The following is a 15,604-nucleotide window of genomic DNA, read 5'->3' on the forward strand; positions in this document are numbered from 1 at the left end:
CACCCAAGACGGTATCGGGTCGAGAAAAGTGGGGCGCATCATGCTGTTTTCCGCGCGCGCGGGCGCGTTTCTGCTGGCCTTGGCCGGCCCCGCGCTGCTGCCCGCTGCCGCCGCACCGCCGCCTGCCTTCCGCACCGACGATCCGCGCTATGCCCGGCTCTACGCGCTGGAGGACAAGGCCGATGCGCTGTTCGAGAGCGATGATTATGCCCTGTCCATGTCGCAGAAGACGCGCGACGCCTGGACAGCGCTCGAAACGGCGGCATCCCACAGCAAGGTGCAGGGCCAGGCCCATCCGCTGGCGGGCGTCGCGCTCATCAACCTGTCGTCGATGGACCAGATCGACGGTCGCAACCCCGACGCGCTCGCTCATGCAGACCGCGGCCTTGCCCTGCTGTCGCCCTTCCGCGACGCCTATCCGATCTACTGGATGCAGGGCCTGTCGATCAAAGGCTATGTCCAGGTCACGCTGAACCAGATCGGCGCCGGGGTCGAGACGCTGGCCGAAGCGAGCCGCTATATCGACGGCTATTTCGCCCGCACCGATCCCAAGGCGCTGGATGAATCGGCGATGATGCTGAAGTCCAACATCGCCTTCGCCCATGCCCAGGCACTGTCCCGTCTCGGCCGCAACAGCGAGGCGGTCGAGGCGCAGCGCCGCAGCATGGAGGCGCGGGTCGCCGCCAGCGGCCAGAACAGCGCGGACGCGGTCGGCGCCTATTATATGTACGCGCAGATGCTCTCGCGCGCGGATCGCGATGCCGAGGCGGAAATCTATGCCCGTCTGGCGGTGGATACCGCGACCGACCATGTCGATCGCAAGCATCCCAATTATGCCCGCGCACTCGAAGCGCTGGGCCTGCTGCTCTCGCGCACCGGAAGGCGCAACGAAAGCCTCGCCTATCTGGAGCGATCGATCGCGATCAAGCGCGAGACCAGCGGCACGAAGAGCCTGGCCTTTGACTTCGCGCTGCAGAATCTCGGCAATCTGCTGCTGCCGCTGGAACGCTATGACGAGGCCGAACCGCTGTTCCTGGAAGCCGAGCGCGGCTTTCGTGACATCGAAGGTGACACCAGTCCGCAATCCGCGCGCGCGCTGGCCTTTGCCGGCGTCGCCGCCTTTGCCCAGGGACGCAGGGATACGGCGATCAGCCGGCTACAGACTGCATTGGCCCGCGGCCGCACCGGCAGCGCCGAGGATCGCGACATGGGGCAGCGCGTCTATCCCTTTCTGATCCCCGCGCTGATCCAGGCCGGCCGGATGGACGAGGCGCGCGCTGCCGCCACCGATTTCGACCGGGAAACCCGCCAACTCGACAATCTGCCCGGCTTCGCCATCGCCAATGCCGGCATGCTGTCCGCCTGGGCCAATGGCGGCGACAGCGTCGATGCGGCCTGCCGATTGATCGCGCTGCTGCGCACCAGCCTCAGCCTGCAGGAGGACGGCGCCCTGACCGAGGATCAGCGCGCCGCGCTGGACAGCGTGCTGGCGATCGCGACACAGGCGCGCGACGCCGGGCTGGCGATGGATGCCATGGCGCTGCTTGCCGGATCGGGCATCGTCCAGGCCAATCATCTGGTCGCGCAGCGGATGGTGGACGACCCCACACTGGGCAACCGGGTCCGCGCGCTGCAGGACCGGACCCGCGCGCTGCAGGCCGCCGACAGCCTGTTGCTGCAGGCGCTCGCCCGCGACCAAGGCGTCGCCGCCGCACGCGCCAGTCGCGCGACATTGGCAAAAGAGGTCAATGCCGACCGCACCGCCATCGCCCATGACTTCCCCCGATGGCTGGAGGCGCGCGGCGGCGCCCTGCCCGACCTGGCATCGCTGCAAGCCAATCTGGCGGCAGACGAGGCGCTGCTGGCGGTGACGCCGGCCTTTGACGGCGTCTATATTCTGGCCGTCAGCCGCGAACGGACCACCATCATCCGGGCGCAGGAGACGCGCGCCGATCTGGTCGGCCGGATCGCGCGACTGCGCGCATCGCTGAGCGCCACCGGCTTCGACCAGGAAGGCGCCCATATCCTCTACACCCAGATCTTCACGCCCGATGTCCAAGCCGCGCTGGGCAAGGCGCAGCGCCTGCGGGTCGTGCCGACCGGCACTTTCGCCGCCCTGCCCTTTGCCATGCTGCCGCAAAAGCCGGTGCAGCATATCGACCGCAACACACCCTGGCTGATCCGGCGCTATGCGCTGCGGATCGACAGCGGCTTCCGCCCCGTCGTGCCGCAAAAGCTGGCGGCGCAGGATGACCGGATGCTGGGCATCGGCGCGCCCCTGCCCTTTTCGCAGGAGACGCAGGCGATCGCCCTCAAGCAGCGCGGCGGCGGCGCGGCCACGCTGGCGCAATTGCCGCCCCTGCCCGGATCGGCCGAGGAATTGCGATCGGTTGCGCGCTATTTCGGCCCCGATCATGCCCGGTTGCTGATCGGCGCGAACGCCAGCGAGGCGACCCTGCGCTCCAGCGACCTGCGCCCCTATTCGGTCATGCTGTTCGCCACCCACGGGCTGGTCGGCGGCCAGATGGAGGGGCTGGACGAACCGGCGCTGCTGCTTTCGCCACCGGACATCGATTCCGGCAATGACGGGCTGCTGACCGCATCGGAAGTGGCGCAGATGCGGATCGGCGCCGATTGGGTGATCCTGTCCGCGTGCAACACCGCCGCCGGCAGCAGCGCCCAGGCCCAGACCTATTCCGGCCTGGCCCAGGCATTCCGCTATGCCGGCGCCGGCGCCCTGCTGGTCTCGCACTGGCCGGTGCGGGACGATGCCGGCACCTTCATCACGGTCGAGACGGTCAAGGCCAACCGGCGCGGCGCCTATCGCGGGGTGGCATTGCAACGGGCGATGCTGAAGCTGATCCGGTCCGGCAAGCCGGACGCGGTGCAGCCCTATGTCTGGGCGCCGTTCATCCTCGTGGGGCAATAGCCGCTTGCGGATCGACCCGGTTGGCGAGCGGACGACCGGCGGCGAAATCGCTGATATTCGTCATCGTCGTCTCGGCGATGCTCGCCAGCGCCTCTTCGGTCAGGAATGCCTGATGCCCGGTGACCAAAACATTCGGGAAGGTCAGCAGCCGCTGGAACAGATCATCCTCGATGATCTCGTTGGACAGATCCTCGAAGAACAGGTCGGCCTCCTGCTCATAGACGTCAAGCGCGACGCCGCCGATCTTGCGCGACTTGAGCCCCGCCACCAGCGCCTGCGTATCGATCAGCGCGCCGCGGCTGGTATTGACGATCACCAGTCCATCGCGCGCCCGGCCGATCGCGTCGGCATTGATGATATGGCGCGTATCCGGGGTCAGCGGGCAATGGAGCGAGACGATATCGACCTGTTCCAGCAGGTCGCGCGGCGACACGTAGCGCACGCCCATCGCCAGCAGCTCGGGATCTTCCGCCACATCGCTCGCCAGCACCTCGCAGCCAAAGCCCAGCTTCAGCGTGCGGGCGACCAGCGCGCCGATCCGCCCGGTGCCGATCACGCCCGCCACCCGGCCATGGAGGTTGCGGCCGATCAGCCCGTCGAGCGCAAAATTATTTTCCCGCACCCGCGCCCAGGCGCGATGGATGCGCCGGTCGAGCGCCATCAGCAACGCGACGGTGAATTCCGCAACCGCATGGGGCGAATAGGCCGGCACCCGCACAACCGTCAGCCCCAGTTCCGCCGCCGCGACCAGATCGACATTATTATAGCCGGCACAGCGCAGCGCGATCAGCCGCGTGCCGCCGGCCGCCAGCTTGGCCAGCACGGCCGCGTCCAGCCGGTCGTTGACGAACACGCAGACCGCCTCGAACCCTTCGCCCAGGCTCGCGGTGTCCGCGTCCAGACGGGGTTCCAGGAAATGCAGTTCATGTCCCTGATTGGCGGCCGACAGGAAATGCCGGTCATAGCCCTTGGTGCCGAAGATCGCGATGCGCATGGCGCCATAGTGCCCGCCCGCCCGCCATCGTCAAGCCGCGGCATATACTGAGCCAGTCCGTTTCACATGTCGGCCAGTCCGGTTGGACAGGCTATCCCAAAGACGGCACTTTGCGTCGCATCCTCAACGATCCGATATGAGTGCCCCGCCCCCATGTTTGCGCTTCTGCTGGCGATCGCCGCCGCATCATCGAGCAAGGTTCCGCCGCCACCGCCCGCATCGGACGAAGGCGGCATCTACATGTTCGAGACCGGCACCAGCCTGCTCGCCAAATGCCGCAACAAGGCGCCGGAATATAAGCTGGCCTGCACCGCATATATCGCCGGGGCGACCGACGGCATCCGCAAGGAGATGTTCCTGGGCCGCGCCCGGACGGTCTGCTGGCCAAAGCGGATGGCGGCCGAGGATGTGAAAAGCACTGTCGTCGCCTATCTGGAGCGCTACCCCGACCAGCGCGGCGCAGCGGCGTCGGCGCTGGTCAGCATCGCCCTCAACGATCGCTATCCCTGCCAGAAATAAAGCCGCTCGATCAGTCTGATCGATAGTATCCTTGCGCAAAGAGGCGCCGCAACCGCTATAAACTTGCCCTGCCGGGCGGTTACGCGTAGATGCGGCCCCTATTTTTTTGACGTGAAGGAGACTCGACGTGGCGGCGAAGTGGACGCCGGAAAGCTGGCGGGAGCATAAGGGCATCCAGATGCCCTTTTATCGGGACCAGGAGGCGCTTGCCTCGGTAGAGGCCCAGCTTGGCCAGTTTCCGCCCCTCGTCTTTGCGGGCGAGGCACGGAATCTGAAGGCCGATCTTGGCCGCGTCGCGAACGGCGAAGCCTTCCTGCTGCAGGGCGGCGACTGCGCCGAGAGCTTTGCCGAGTTCCATCCGAACAATATCCGCGACACGTTCCGCGTGCTGCTGCAGATGGCGGTCGTCCTGACCTTCGCCTCGAAGCTGCCGGTGGTGAAGGTCGGCCGCATGGCGGGCCAGTTCGCAAAGCCCCGCTCGGCCGATACCGAGACGATCGGCGGCGTGGAATTGCCCAGCTATCGCGGCGACAATGTCAACGACATCGCCTTCACCCCTGAAGCGCGCGAGCCCGATCCGCAGCGGATGATCCGCGCCTATAACCAGTCGGCAGCGACGCTGAACCTGGTACGCGCCTTCTCGACCGGCGGCTATGCCAGCCTCGACCGGGTGCATGGCTGGATGCTCGATTTCATGGGCCGCAGCCCCTGGGCCGCGAAGTTCGAGGCGATGGCCGACCAGATCGGCCAGGCGCTCGACTTCATGCGCGCCTGTGGCCTGGACGCGGACAGCGTGCCGCAGCTTGGCGGCACCAGCTTCTACACCAGCCATGAGGCGCTGCTGCTGCCGTTCGAACAGGCGCTGACCCGTCAGGACAGCCTGACCGGCGACTGGTATGACACCTCGGCGCACATGCTGTGGATCGGCGACCGCACCCGCTTCGAAGGGTCGTCGCATGTCGAATATCTGCGTGGCATCGGCAACCCGATCGGCATGAAGTGCGGCCCGACGCTGGAGCCGGACGAACTGCTGCGCCTGCTCGACCTGTTGAACCCGAAGCGGGAAGCCGGGCGCATCACGCTCATCACCCGCTATGGTCATGACAAGATCGAGGCCGGCCTGCCCAAGCTGGTGCGCGCGGTGAAGCGCGAGGGTCATTCGGTGGTCTGGTCCTGCGACCCGATGCACGGCAACGTCATCAAGGCAGCCAATGGCTACAAGACGCGGCCGTTCGACCGCATCCTGGCCGAAGTGCGCGGCTTCTTTGCCGTGCATCGCGCCGAAGGGACGTTCGGCGGCGGCATCCATGCCGAAATGACCGGCCAGAATGTCACCGAATGCACCGGCGGTGCGATCGCGATCACCGACGAAGGCCTGGCCGATCGCTACCACACCCATTGCGATCCGCGCCTCAACGCGGCGCAGAGCCTGGAACTGGCTTTCCTGCTGGCAGAAATGCTGAACGAGGAACTGAAGGAACGCCGCGCCGCGGCCTGACGAAAAAGGAACCGGCCCCTCCGAATCGCATGGAGGGGCCGGTTCATCCCGCCTCTGCCCCCTGTTCAGCCGGGATCCGCGATCGGATCGAACTCCAGATGCAGGTGCCGCAGCGCCCGCAATATATAGGTGGGCTCATAGTCGAAGCGCAGCGCCTCACCCGCCCCATGATGGGCCGGGGACAGGCGGATATTGCCCATCCGCGCCAATAGCCGTTCGATGCTGACCGCTACCTCGCGCCGGGCGAGCGGCGCGCCGATGCAGGTATGCGCCCCCCGGCCAAAGGCCAGATGCTCCTTGGCACGCGGCCGATCCATGTCGAACTGCGCCGGATTGTCGAAACGGCGCGGATCGCGATTGGCCGCCATGTGCGACATCAGGATCGTCGTCCCCGCCTTGATCTCGATCCCGCCCAGCTCCGTCGTCCGCGTGCAGATACGCCCCCCGCTCTTCACCGACCCGTCATAGCGCAGCACTTCCTCCAGGAAATTGGGGATACGCTTGGGGTCGGCACGCAACTGCGCCTGGATATCCGGCCGGATCGCGATGATGCGGAAGGCGTTGGCCAGCAGCCGGTTGGTCGTGTCCTGCCCCGCGCCGAACAGGAAGGCCGCCATCGCCGTCAGGTCGACCAGGGTCGGGCTCGTCCCATCCGGGAACTTCGCCAGCGCCAGCGTCGTCAATATGTCCTTCTTCCCCGTGTCCGCGCCCAGCAGCCTGCGCACCGGCAGCACCGCCGGATGGTTCAGGAAGCGGCGCCAGGCGATGTAGCGGAACATATGCTTGCCAAGGCCGACCAGCGGATTGTGCTTCAGATCCTCGGGCGATCCGTCGATCTGGGCCGGCACCGCCCCTTCCAGCAGGACGCGGAAGGCCGCACGCCCCTTGGCCGGGATGCCCAGCAGGTCGGCGATCACCAGCGTCGCATAGGGGCCGCCATATTGGCGCACCAGATCGACCTTACCATCGGCGGCAAACTCGTCGATCAGGCTATCGGCGGTCGCATAGAGGGATGGCTCCAGCGCCTTCAAGCGGCTGGGGGTGAACAGGCTGCCGATCACCGATCGCAGCTTGGCATGGCGGGTGCCGCTTTCCGTCACGATCTGGTCGGCAAAGGCGATCTTGGGCCGCGCCGCCTCCAGTTCCGCCGCGATATCGTCGCCCTGCGGCGTGAACGGCAGGTCCGTCATCGGCCCGGTCACGGCGTTGATGCTGGAAAAATGCTCGGTATCGAGCATCACCTGCACCGTTTCCTCATAGCCCGTCACCGCCACCACATTGCGGTGCGGCAGCCGCGTCACAGGCCCCTGGGCACGCAGAAAGTCGAAATAGGCATGGGGATCATCGACCAGATCCACATCCTTGTAGAAGTCCGCCGTGGCGTAATCGCGCATGATCCTCACCCATTTATGATATACACTGGATCATATCAGCTGTCATGTCGCTGTCAACGACGGCAAAATGGTAAAGCAAATCGCAGGGCTTTCGCGCTAGGACAGCGCCATGCATGGGTCGGCACCACAGGAAAGCAGCATGATCGGGGCGGGTCGTTATCGCCGCGACATTGACGGGCTGCGCGCCATCGCCATCCTGCCGGTGCTGCTCTTCCATGCCCATGTGCCAGGCTTTTCCGGCGGCTATGTCGGCGTTGACATCTTCTTCGTGATCTCCGGCTTCCTCATCACCGGCATCATCGCGCGCGAGGTGGATGAACAGCGCTTCTCGCTCGTCCATTTCTACGAACGCCGCTTCCGCCGGATCATGCCGGCGCTCAGCCTGATGATCCTGGCCGTGCTGGCGGCGGCCTGCTGGCTCTATCTGCCGGGCGATATAGAGGGCGTGCCGAAATCCGCGCTCGCCGCCACGCTGTTCGCCTCCAACCTCTGGTTCTTCACCGACACCGGCTATTTCGCCGGCGGCGCCGACGTGAAACCGCTGCTCCACACTTGGTCGCTGGCGGTGGAGGAGCAATTCTACATCGGCTTCCCGATCCTGCTGATGCTGGTCGCACGCTTTGCCGCCCGCTGGCGCGGCCTGATCGTCGGCGCGATCGCCGCGATTTCGCTGGCACTGGCGATCGCGCTCCAGCGCGACACCAGCGGCTTCACCTTCTACTTGCTGCCCACCCGCGCCTGGGAATTATTTGCGGGCGCCTTGCTGGCGCTCGGAGCCATCCCGGCCGCACGGGCGCGCTGGCTGCGGGAGGCGCTTGCGTGGAGCGGCCTTCTATCTGTCGCCTTCGCTGTCATCTTCTACACCCGCGAGACCGTCTTTCCCGGCATCACCGCCCTGCCCCCGGTGCTGGGCGCGGCGCTGTTGCTGCACAGCGCGCCGGGCACCAGCGTCGGGCGCCTGCTCAGCATGCCCCTTTTCGTCGGCGTGGGTCTCATCTCCTACTCGCTCTATCTGTGGCACTGGCCGCTGATCGTCTTCACCGAATATGCGACCGATGCGGCCCTGACCGGATCGACGGCCATCGCGGTCGTGACAGCTTCCTTCATCGCCGCCATCCTCTCCTGGCGTTTCGTCGAGCGTCCCTTCCGCGATGCCCGCCGCATCCCCGCCCGGCGCATCTTCCAGTTCACCGGCGGCGCCATGGCGCTGCTGTGCCTCCTGTCGCTGGCGCTGCTGGCGATGGGCGGCTGGCCGCAGCGCTTTGCGCCGCAGGTGCTGCAACTCGCCGCCGGCCGCACTGACATCAGCCCCACGCGCAAGGCCTGTCACGACACATTCGCCCGCGGTGCCCAGCCCTGCATTCTCGGTGCCAAGGTCCGACCCGACGCCCTGCTCTGGGGCGACAGCCATGGCGTGGAAATGGCCTATGCCCTGTCGCTCAGGGCCAGGGCGGAAGGCCGCGCCCTGATCGAGCGGACCACGTCCAGTTGCCCGCCGGTGCTGGGCTATGACGCGCCCAAGGATGCCCGTTGCGCCCGCGCCAACCAGGCGGCCTTTGCCGCGATCCGTGCCGATCCGGCCATTCGCCGCATCTATCTCGCCGCCTTCTGGGCCAATGGCGAATTTGACGATCCCGCCTTCGTCGCGAAACTCGACGCCACCATCCATGCTCTGCGCGCCGAAGGACGGCAGGTCATCCTGATCGGACCGGTGCCGCCCCAGCCTTTCGACGTGCCACGCCATCTGGCCCATCTCGCCCGCGGCGGCGATCTTGGGCAGGCGCAGGGTGTAGACCGCGCCACGATTGGGGCGCACACCCATAATCTGCGCGCGCTGTTCGCGCGATGGCAGGCACAGGGCGTGACGCTGATCGATCCGATGGCGCGGCTATGCGATGCCCGCCGCTGCGCCATCATCCATGACGGCAAGCCGCTCTATTTCGATTCCCACCATCTGAGCGTCGCCGGCGCCCGGCTGGTGATGAACGACTAAAATCATTCCGCCGCCATCGCGTAGCTGCGCGGCAGTTCGTTCGCCAGCGCCTCGGCAATCGCCGCCACCACGCCTTGCATGCGCGTCAGCCCCGGCCCCGGCCGGTCGAGCGTGACGTCGAGATAGAGGGCACGGTCCACCTCCAGTTGCAGCGCATGGAAACCGCGCTCCGGCCGACCATGCCGCTCGATCAGATGATCGCCGGCATAGGGATGGTTCTGCGACGTCAGCACGCCATGTCCTGCCGCAACATCGGCCGCCAGCATCATCAGCCGTGTCGCGGCGCTGCGGCCGAAGCGATCGCCCAGCACCAGCGCCGGGGCAGCCTGTCCGGCGGCCGGCGGCGGCAGCGGTGGCATGGAATGCAGGTCGATCAGGATGGCATGGCCATGCCGCTCCCGCGCAGCCGTCATCATCTGTGCCAGCCGGGCATGATAGGGCCGATGCACCGTCTCGATCCGCCGCCGCGCCTCCTCCCATGGGATGGGGCGCTGCCACAATTCCAGGGCGCCGGGCAGGCGACGGGGAATGAGGCCCAGCCCGCCGCGCAGCTTGGCGCTGCTCTGCAGCGGCTGGTCGCGGGGCAGACCGGTCACCATCACCGGATCCAGCTCCCGCTCATGCCGGTTGAGGTCGATCATCGCGCGCGGCGGGCGGGCGACCAGCACGCTATAGCCCCGCGCGACCAGCGGCCCCGCCAGCATGTCGGCCCAGCGATCTTCCAGCCGGCGCAGCACCTCCGGCCGCACCCGCGCCAGAGCCAGCAATTCAGGGGAATAGTCGCGCCCGGCATGGGGCACGGACACAATCAAAGGACCATTGGGAAGAGCAGGACCATGAAGATCATAGGCCGCCGTCGATTCGGTTGGCGGACACGTACCAAAATGATCCAACGCCATTCCTTTCACCGGCCGGGGAAAAATTTGGTCGGCTGGATAATCTTTAATCCTTGTCGCATATATCCGAACGGCTTGCCAGTCTGTGGGCAAGGCAAGGGGCGCCGCGGAAGACGGCTTACAGGAAATTTGGGGTCAATGGTTCGAATCCTGCTGGCGGAAGATGATGACAGCATGCGCGCCTATCTGGCGCGGGCGCTGGAAAAGTCGGGTTATGAGGTGGTGGCAGTCGCCACCGGCACCCAGGCCGTGCCGCATATCGAATCGGATCGGTTCGACCTGCTGCTGACCGACATCGTCATGCCCGAGATGGACGGCATCGAACTGGCCCAGCACACCGCCAATGTCGCGCCCCAGACCCGCATCATGTTCATCACCGGCTTTGCCGCCGTGACGCTGAAGGCCGGCAAGGCGGTGCCGCAGGCGAAGGTGCTGTCGAAGCCCTTCCACCTGCGCGACCTGGTGCTGGAAGTCGAACGGATGTTCGGCAGCGAGACGCTGACCGGCCTTAGCTGAGCGCTTCGGCCTCGTCCGCGCCCTGCCCCTGCGGCGGCAGCGGCTTGCCCGCCATGGCCGCCGCAAAGCGCTCGCGATCCAGACCCTTTTCCCAGACCGACACCACCACCGTCGCCACCGCATTGCCGACGAAGTTGGTGAGGCTGCGGCATTCGCTCATGAAGCGATCGACACCCAGGATCAGGGTCATGCCCGCGACCGGCACCGACGGCACGATCGACAGGGTGGCGGCCAGGGTGATGAAGCCCGCGCCGGTCACACCCGCTGCGCCCTTGGACGACAGCATCGCCACCAGCAGCAGCAATATCTGTTCCTCCAGGCTCAGATGCACGTTGGTCGCCTGCGCGATGAACAGCGCCGCCAGCGTCATGTAGATATTGGTGCCGTCGAGGTTGAAGCTGTAGCCGGTCGGCACGACCAGCCCGACCACCGACTTGCGGCACCCCGCCTGTTCCATCTTCTCGATCAGGCTGGGCAGCGCGGCTTCCGACGAGGATGTGCCCAGCACCAGCAGCAGTTCGGCGCGCAGATAGCGGATCAGGTGCAGGATGTTGAAGCCGGCGAACCAGGCGACCGTCCCCAGCACGACGAGCACGAACAGCAGCGAAGTGAGGTAGAAGGTCGCGACCAGCCCGGCGAGGTTGGCGAGCGTCCCGACGCCATATTTGGCGACGGTGAAGGCCATCGCGCCGAACGCGCCGAAGGGCGCCGCCTTCATCAGGAAGGACACCAGCTTGAAGATGGCGAGGCTGGCCGATTCCAGCACCGTCATCAGCGGCTCGGCCTTTTCCCCGATCATGCTGAGCGCGATGCCGAACAGGATCGCGACGAACAGCACCTGCAGGATATTATGCCCGTCGGCCACCGCCGACACTAGGGTCGCGGGAATGACGTTCAGCAGGAAGGCGACCAGCGTGCGGTCATGCGCCTGCTGCGCATAATCGGCGATCTTGCTGGCATCCAGGGTCGCCGGATCGATGTTGAGGCCAGCACCGGGCTGCACGACATTGGCGATGATCAGGCCAACGATCAGCGCCAGGGTGGAGAAGGTCAGGAAATAGGCAAAGGCCTTGGCCGCGACCCGGCCGATCGCGCCCAGTTCCTTCATGCCGGCAATGCCGGTGACGATCGTCAGGAAGATGACCGGCGCGATGATCATCCGCACCAGCGCGATGAAGGCATCGCCCAGCGGCTTCATCGCCTCGCCCGTCGCCGGGAAATAATGGCCGAGCAGCACGCCCAGCGCGATCGCCACCAGCACCTGGAAATAGAGATGGCGATAGAAGGGGAGCGGCCGAACCGGTTCCGTCGGCGTCGATGGCGTAGGCAACATGATGTTTTTGCGTCCCCCCTTATTTGCACCGCAGCATATGGCCTCCCCACCCCCTGTCCAGCGGGTTGGAAAAGTTTCTACAAAAAAGTGTCATTTAGCGCTTGCGCGAGTCACCGACCCCCGTTATTGGCCCCTCCACGGCGGGCGTGTAGCTCAGTGGTAGAGCACTGTGTTGACATCGCAGGGGTCGCAAGTTCAATCCTTGCCACGCCCACCATGATAAGGCCTTGGAAGTCTCCGGATTTCCGAGGCCTTATTTTTTGCCCTTTTCCGGCTATGACGCGCAGCAGCGAGACGGAGACCAGCAGATGACGGCAACATGTGTGGTGATGGGCGGACGGCGGGTGCTGTTCGTGATGGCGATCGACGCCGAATATGGCCCACATCTGCAAGCCCGGATCACCCCGCTGATGACCGGCGTCGGCCCGGTCGAGGCGGCACTGGCCATGGCCGTGACGCTCGACCGGATGGCGCAGGCGGGCACCCTGCCGGATCTGGTCGTATCGCTCGGCTCCGCCGGGTCGCGCGTCGGCATGCTGGGGGAGGTCTATCAGGTCGCCAGCGTCTCCTGGCGCGACATGGACGCCTCTCGTCTGGGCTTCACCAAGGGGGTGACACCGCTGATCGACCATCCGGTCGACATTCCGCTGGTCACGCCGCTCGAAATCCGCGCCCTGCGCCTGTCGACCGGCGCCAATGTCGTGGGCGGCGAGGAATATGCCGCGATCGACGCCGACATGGTCGACATGGAGACTTTTGCGATCGCGCGCGCCTGCCAGCGCTTCTGCGTGCCGCTGATGGGGTTGCGCGGCATTTCCGATGGGCCGGGCGAGTTGAACGACATGCTCGGCTGGACGCAGTTGCTCTCGCTGATCGACGAGAAGCTGGCGGTGGCCGTCGATGCCCTGGCCGACGCGCTTTAACAGCCGCCCGGCTGGCGCGCGACGCCGCGCGGCCAGGACAGTTCATAGGTAACGAGGAAGCCGTCATGGTCGGACAATTCCGGCCCGCTCGGTCCGCCATCGAACATCGCCTCCACCCGGATCGGGCGAAGCGAGACCCGGTCACCGGGCCAGAAGAATTGCAGATCCTGCGTGTCCATCCAGGGTTCGTCGCCATCCCAGGACATGCGTACATCGCAGCCTGACGCCGCATCGGCGCAGACGCGATGGACCAGGTGGAGCGCTTGGTAGCGGGAGAAATTCTCCCAGCGCGGTTCGGAATGGCGCATGTTGAAATCGCCGCCAAAGATCAGCGGATAGGCATCATCATGGCTGGCATCGATGAAGGCCGAGGCTTCGAGTGCCTGCCGTTCATGCGCGGCGAGATTGCGCGGTCCGGGCGCGCGGGAGGCCCCGCGCGAGTTCATGTGCGTGTCATAGATGTCGATCGGCGTCGGCACGCCGGGCATGGCGATGCGGGCCAGCACGATCCCCTTGTTCGACAGGCAATCCAGGCCCGCACAGGATTTGCGGCCATAGGCGCGCCGCTGCGTCAGGAGGATCGGATAGCGCGAGGCGACCGCGAGGCCGCTGCCGGAAAAATGAATGCCGATCTCGCCCCGGTCGATATGCGACTTGCCCGGCAGCTTGTCCTTGGTCGCCCCGCGCGCGCGGGTCGTGCGATGCGGGCCGGCGGCGATCGCCGGATAGCCGGTATCGGCCACCGCCTGCTTCGCCGATCCGCTGAACATTTCCTGGAACAGCACCACATCGGGCGCCGTCCCCGCCGCGCGCATGGCGGCCAGTCGCTCCGCTATCTGGTCAAGGGACGGCCCCCGTCCGCTGCGTGCCGGCCAGCCCAGCCCCTCGATATTATAGGTCAGCACCGACAGGGTGGTGGTGATCCGCTGCGCATCCGGGGCGGCGAGCGCAGGCGCGACTGCCGCGCTACAGGACAATTCGCGATAGGGTGCCGGCGTCGCACAGGCCGATAGCAGCAGCGGCGCCACACAGGCACCGAACCGGCGGAGGAAGCGGGAAGTAGCGGCCATATGCTCCTCGTCATCGGATCGGCGCATCATGACGCGAAAGGGCGCCGGCGACAACCGGCGCCTGGAGGGGATCAGTCGCCCTCGAACAACAGGATCGCGCGCGACGGGACACCGTCCTGCTCCAGCGCGGCAAGTCCCCCCAGATCCGGCAAGTCGATCGCGAACAACGCCATCAGCACCTGCGCGCCCTGCTCGCGCAGCAACCGGGCCGCCGCCTGCGCCGTCCCGCCGGTGGCGATCAGGTCGTCGACCAGCAGCACGCGCGCGCCCTGCGGCACCTGTCCTTCATGCAGTTCCAGCCGGTCGGTGCCATATTCCAGCACATAGTCGATGCCGACGGTCTTGCCCGGCAGCTTGCCCTTCTTGCGGACGGGCACGAAACCCTTGCCCAGCTTCAGCGCCAGCGCCGCGCCCAGGATGAAGCCCCGCGCCTCCACGCCGACGATCAGGTCGGGGTCGAGCGGCCCTGCCACCTTCGCCATCTGGTCGATCAGTTCGGCCAGACCCGGCCCATCGGCCAGCAGGGTCGTGATGTCGCGGAACTGGATGCCCGGCTTGGGGAAGTCGGGGATGGTGCGGACCAGCGCGGTCAGACTGTCGATGCTCATGGTTGAAGCCCCATAAGGAAAGGGCGCGCTCCCGACAAGGAAGCGCGCCCCGTTCTTTCATGCCATCGGGCGCACGTGCGGTCAGGCCGCCTTCTTCTTGTCTGCCCAGATATTCTGATAGGCCATATAGGCCAGCCCCGTGGCGATCAGCAGGAAGAGGATCGTCGCCACGCCCGCGCGACGGCGATTTTCCAGCTTCGGCTCGGCCGTCCAGGTGAGGAAGGCGGCCACGTCCTGCGACATCTGGTCGATGGTCGGCTTGGTGCCATCGCCATAGGTCACCTGGCCATCGGCCGACAGCGGCGGCGCCATGGCAAGGTTCAGGTTGGCGAAATAGGGGTTGAAGTGCAGCCCCTCGGGCGTCTTGGCATCCGGGAAATGCTTGAGCAGTTCGGCCGGCTGTTCCTGGAAGCCCGTCAGCAGCGAATAGACATAGGCCGAGCCATGATGGCGCGCCTTGGTCATCAGCGACAGATCCGGCGGGATCGCATTATTGTTCGCCGCCGCCGCCGCGACATTGTTCGCGAAGGGGGACGGGAAATAATCGGCCGGAATGCCATCGCGGGTCGAGGCCTCGCCCGTCGCCGGATCGACGCTGGGCGTCTTGATCGCCCAGTTCTTGGCGATCGCCTTGATCTCCGCCTCGTTATAGCCAATGCCGGCGAGGTCGCGGAAGGCGACGAACTTCAGGCTGTGGCAGGCCGAGCAGACCTCCTTGAACACCTGGAAGCCGCGCTGGAGCTGCTGATTGTCATAGCGACCCAGCGGCCCGTCGAACGAGAAGGAGACATGCTTGGGGGCCAGGTGGAATTCATGTTCCACCGTCTTGGCCGGGGGCTCCACCACATAGGAATAGGCACCCACGAGGAAGGAGATGAGCAGCCAGCCGGCGAAGAAGAGGCCGACAAGGAATGCGCCGATGCGTACCATG

Annotated in this window: 13 protein-coding genes and 1 tRNA gene; 7 read left to right on the forward strand and 7 right to left on the reverse strand. The window is 66.1% G+C overall.

Annotation, left to right across the window (positions count from 1 at the left end; all coding sequences use genetic code 11):
* Nucleotides 1-40: 40 nt before the first annotated feature.
* Entirely contained in the window at nt 41-2,929 is a 2,889-nt protein-coding gene (locus VHN57_RS14550) for a CHAT domain-containing protein (RefSeq protein WP_423284286.1), read from the forward strand.
* Here VHN57_RS14550 and VHN57_RS14555 read toward each other — a convergent pair.
* A complete protein-coding gene (locus tag VHN57_RS14555) occupies nt 2,910-3,923 on the reverse strand; it encodes a 2-hydroxyacid dehydrogenase (protein WP_278986953.1) in 1,014 nt (337 codons plus the stop codon). The two genes, VHN57_RS14550 and VHN57_RS14555, sit on opposite strands and share 20 nt — an antisense overlap.
* Nucleotides 3,924-4,076: 153 nt before the next feature.
* Here VHN57_RS14555 and VHN57_RS14560 point away from each other — a divergent pair, with 153 nt between their 5' ends.
* The gene (locus tag VHN57_RS14560) at nt 4,077-4,442 is read left to right on the forward strand and encodes a Rap1a/Tai family immunity protein (protein WP_017502598.1); all 366 of its coding nucleotides are present in this window, start codon (nt 4,077-4,079) and stop codon (nt 4,440-4,442) included.
* Between the two features lie 127 nt (nt 4,443-4,569).
* Nucleotides 4,570-5,940 (forward strand): class II 3-deoxy-7-phosphoheptulonate synthase, encoded by a 1,371-nt coding sequence (locus VHN57_RS14565; protein ID WP_004208138.1) that lies wholly within the window; start codon nt 4,570-4,572, stop codon nt 5,938-5,940.
* A 65-nt stretch (nt 5,941-6,005) separates the two neighbouring features.
* On the opposite strand, the gene VHN57_RS14570 is transcribed toward VHN57_RS14565, so the two are convergent.
* Nucleotides 6,006-7,334 carry a cytochrome P450 gene (locus tag VHN57_RS14570; RefSeq protein WP_278986956.1) on the reverse strand — a complete coding sequence of 443 codons (1,329 nt, stop codon included), beginning with the start codon at nt 7,332-7,334 and terminating at the stop codon, nt 6,006-6,008.
* Between the two features lie 139 nt (nt 7,335-7,473).
* Here VHN57_RS14570 and VHN57_RS14575 point away from each other — a divergent pair, with 139 nt between their 5' ends.
* The gene (locus tag VHN57_RS14575) at nt 7,474-9,327 is read left to right on the forward strand and encodes an acyltransferase family protein (RefSeq protein WP_278986959.1); all 1,854 of its coding nucleotides are present in this window, start codon (nt 7,474-7,476) and stop codon (nt 9,325-9,327) included.
* Nucleotides 9,328-9,329: 2 nt separating this feature from the next.
* On the opposite strand, the gene VHN57_RS14580 is transcribed toward VHN57_RS14575, so the two are convergent.
* Complete coding sequence (locus VHN57_RS14580) at nt 9,330-10,226, reverse strand: N-formylglutamate amidohydrolase (RefSeq protein ID WP_278986961.1); 897 nt, start codon at nt 10,224-10,226, stop codon at nt 9,330-9,332.
* A 135-nt stretch (nt 10,227-10,361) separates the two neighbouring features.
* Here VHN57_RS14580 and cpdR point away from each other — a divergent pair, with 135 nt between their 5' ends.
* A complete protein-coding gene (cpdR, locus tag VHN57_RS14585) occupies nt 10,362-10,739 on the forward strand; it encodes a cell cycle two-component system response regulator CpdR (protein ID WP_004208143.1) in 378 nt (125 codons plus the stop codon).
* On the opposite strand, the gene VHN57_RS14590 is transcribed toward cpdR, so the two are convergent.
* On the reverse strand, nt 10,732-12,072 hold the full coding sequence (locus VHN57_RS14590; RefSeq protein ID WP_125997899.1) for a dicarboxylate/amino acid:cation symporter: 1,341 nt from the start codon (nt 12,070-12,072) through the stop codon (nt 10,732-10,734). The genes cpdR and VHN57_RS14590 overlap by 8 nt on opposite strands.
* A gap of 142 nt (nt 12,073-12,214) precedes the next feature.
* Here VHN57_RS14590 and VHN57_RS14595 point away from each other — a divergent pair.
* Together VHN57_RS14595 and VHN57_RS14600 are read left to right on the forward strand one after the other, a co-directional pair.
* A tRNA-Val gene (locus VHN57_RS14595) sits at nt 12,215-12,289 on the forward strand.
* 91 nt (nt 12,290-12,380) lie between these two features.
* A complete protein-coding gene (locus tag VHN57_RS14600) occupies nt 12,381-12,995 on the forward strand; it encodes a 5'-methylthioadenosine/S-adenosylhomocysteine nucleosidase (protein ID WP_278983417.1) in 615 nt (204 codons plus the stop codon).
* On the opposite strand, the gene VHN57_RS14605 is transcribed toward VHN57_RS14600, so the two are convergent.
* The 3 genes from VHN57_RS14605 to VHN57_RS14615 all read right to left on the reverse strand — a co-directional run bounded on the left by VHN57_RS14605 (nt 12,992) and on the right by VHN57_RS14615 (nt 15,603).
* On the reverse strand, nt 12,992-14,065 hold the full coding sequence (locus VHN57_RS14605; RefSeq protein WP_423284291.1) for an endonuclease/exonuclease/phosphatase family protein: 1,074 nt from the start codon (nt 14,063-14,065) through the stop codon (nt 12,992-12,994). The genes VHN57_RS14600 and VHN57_RS14605 overlap by 4 nt on opposite strands.
* 71 nt (nt 14,066-14,136) lie before the next feature.
* Nucleotides 14,137-14,673, reverse strand: coding sequence for an adenine phosphoribosyltransferase (locus VHN57_RS14610; protein ID WP_004208158.1), 537 nt, complete (start codon nt 14,671-14,673; stop codon nt 14,137-14,139).
* 81 nt (nt 14,674-14,754) lie between these two features.
* Entirely contained in the window at nt 14,755-15,603 is an 849-nt protein-coding gene (locus VHN57_RS14615; RefSeq protein ID WP_037507701.1) for a cytochrome c1, read from the reverse strand.
* Nucleotide 15,604: the final 1 nt, after the last annotated feature.

It is taken from the genome of Sphingobium salicis subsp. salicis (assembly GCF_049472635.1).
GTDB lineage: Bacteria > Pseudomonadota > Alphaproteobacteria > Sphingomonadales > Sphingomonadaceae > Sphingobium > Sphingobium yanoikuyae_A.

Excerpts from the sequence above, each read along its gene's own strand:
- VHN57_RS14550 (WP_423284286.1), top strand. The coding sequence starts at position 41 with ATGCTGTTTTCCGCGCGCGCGGGCGCGTTTCTGCTGGCCTTGGCCGGC.
- VHN57_RS14555 (WP_278986953.1), bottom strand. The coding sequence starts at position 3,923 with ATGCGCATCGCGATCTTCGGCACCAAGGGCTATGACCGGCATTTCCTG.
- VHN57_RS14560 (WP_017502598.1), top strand. The coding sequence starts at position 4,077 with ATGTTTGCGCTTCTGCTGGCGATCGCCGCCGCATCATCGAGCAAGGTT.
- VHN57_RS14570 (WP_278986956.1), bottom strand. The coding sequence starts at position 7,334 with ATGCGCGATTACGCCACGGCGGACTTCTACAAGGATGTGGATCTGGTC.
- VHN57_RS14575 (WP_278986959.1), top strand. The coding sequence starts at position 7,474 with ATGATCGGGGCGGGTCGTTATCGCCGCGACATTGACGGGCTGCGCGCC.
- VHN57_RS14580 (WP_278986961.1), bottom strand. The coding sequence starts at position 10,226 with ATGGCGTTGGATCATTTTGGTACGTGTCCGCCAACCGAATCGACGGCG.
- cpdR (WP_004208143.1), top strand. The coding sequence starts at position 10,362 with ATGGTTCGAATCCTGCTGGCGGAAGATGATGACAGCATGCGCGCCTAT.
- VHN57_RS14590 (WP_125997899.1), bottom strand. The coding sequence starts at position 12,072 with ATGTTGCCTACGCCATCGACGCCGACGGAACCGGTTCGGCCGCTCCCC.
- VHN57_RS14600 (WP_278983417.1), top strand. The coding sequence starts at position 12,381 with ATGACGGCAACATGTGTGGTGATGGGCGGACGGCGGGTGCTGTTCGTG.
- VHN57_RS14605 (WP_423284291.1), bottom strand. The coding sequence starts at position 14,065 with ATGGCCGCTACTTCCCGCTTCCTCCGCCGGTTCGGTGCCTGTGTGGCG.
- VHN57_RS14610 (WP_004208158.1), bottom strand. The coding sequence starts at position 14,673 with ATGAGCATCGACAGTCTGACCGCGCTGGTCCGCACCATCCCCGACTTC.
- VHN57_RS14615 (WP_037507701.1), bottom strand. The coding sequence starts at position 15,603 with ATGGTACGCATCGGCGCATTCCTTGTCGGCCTCTTCTTCGCCGGCTGG.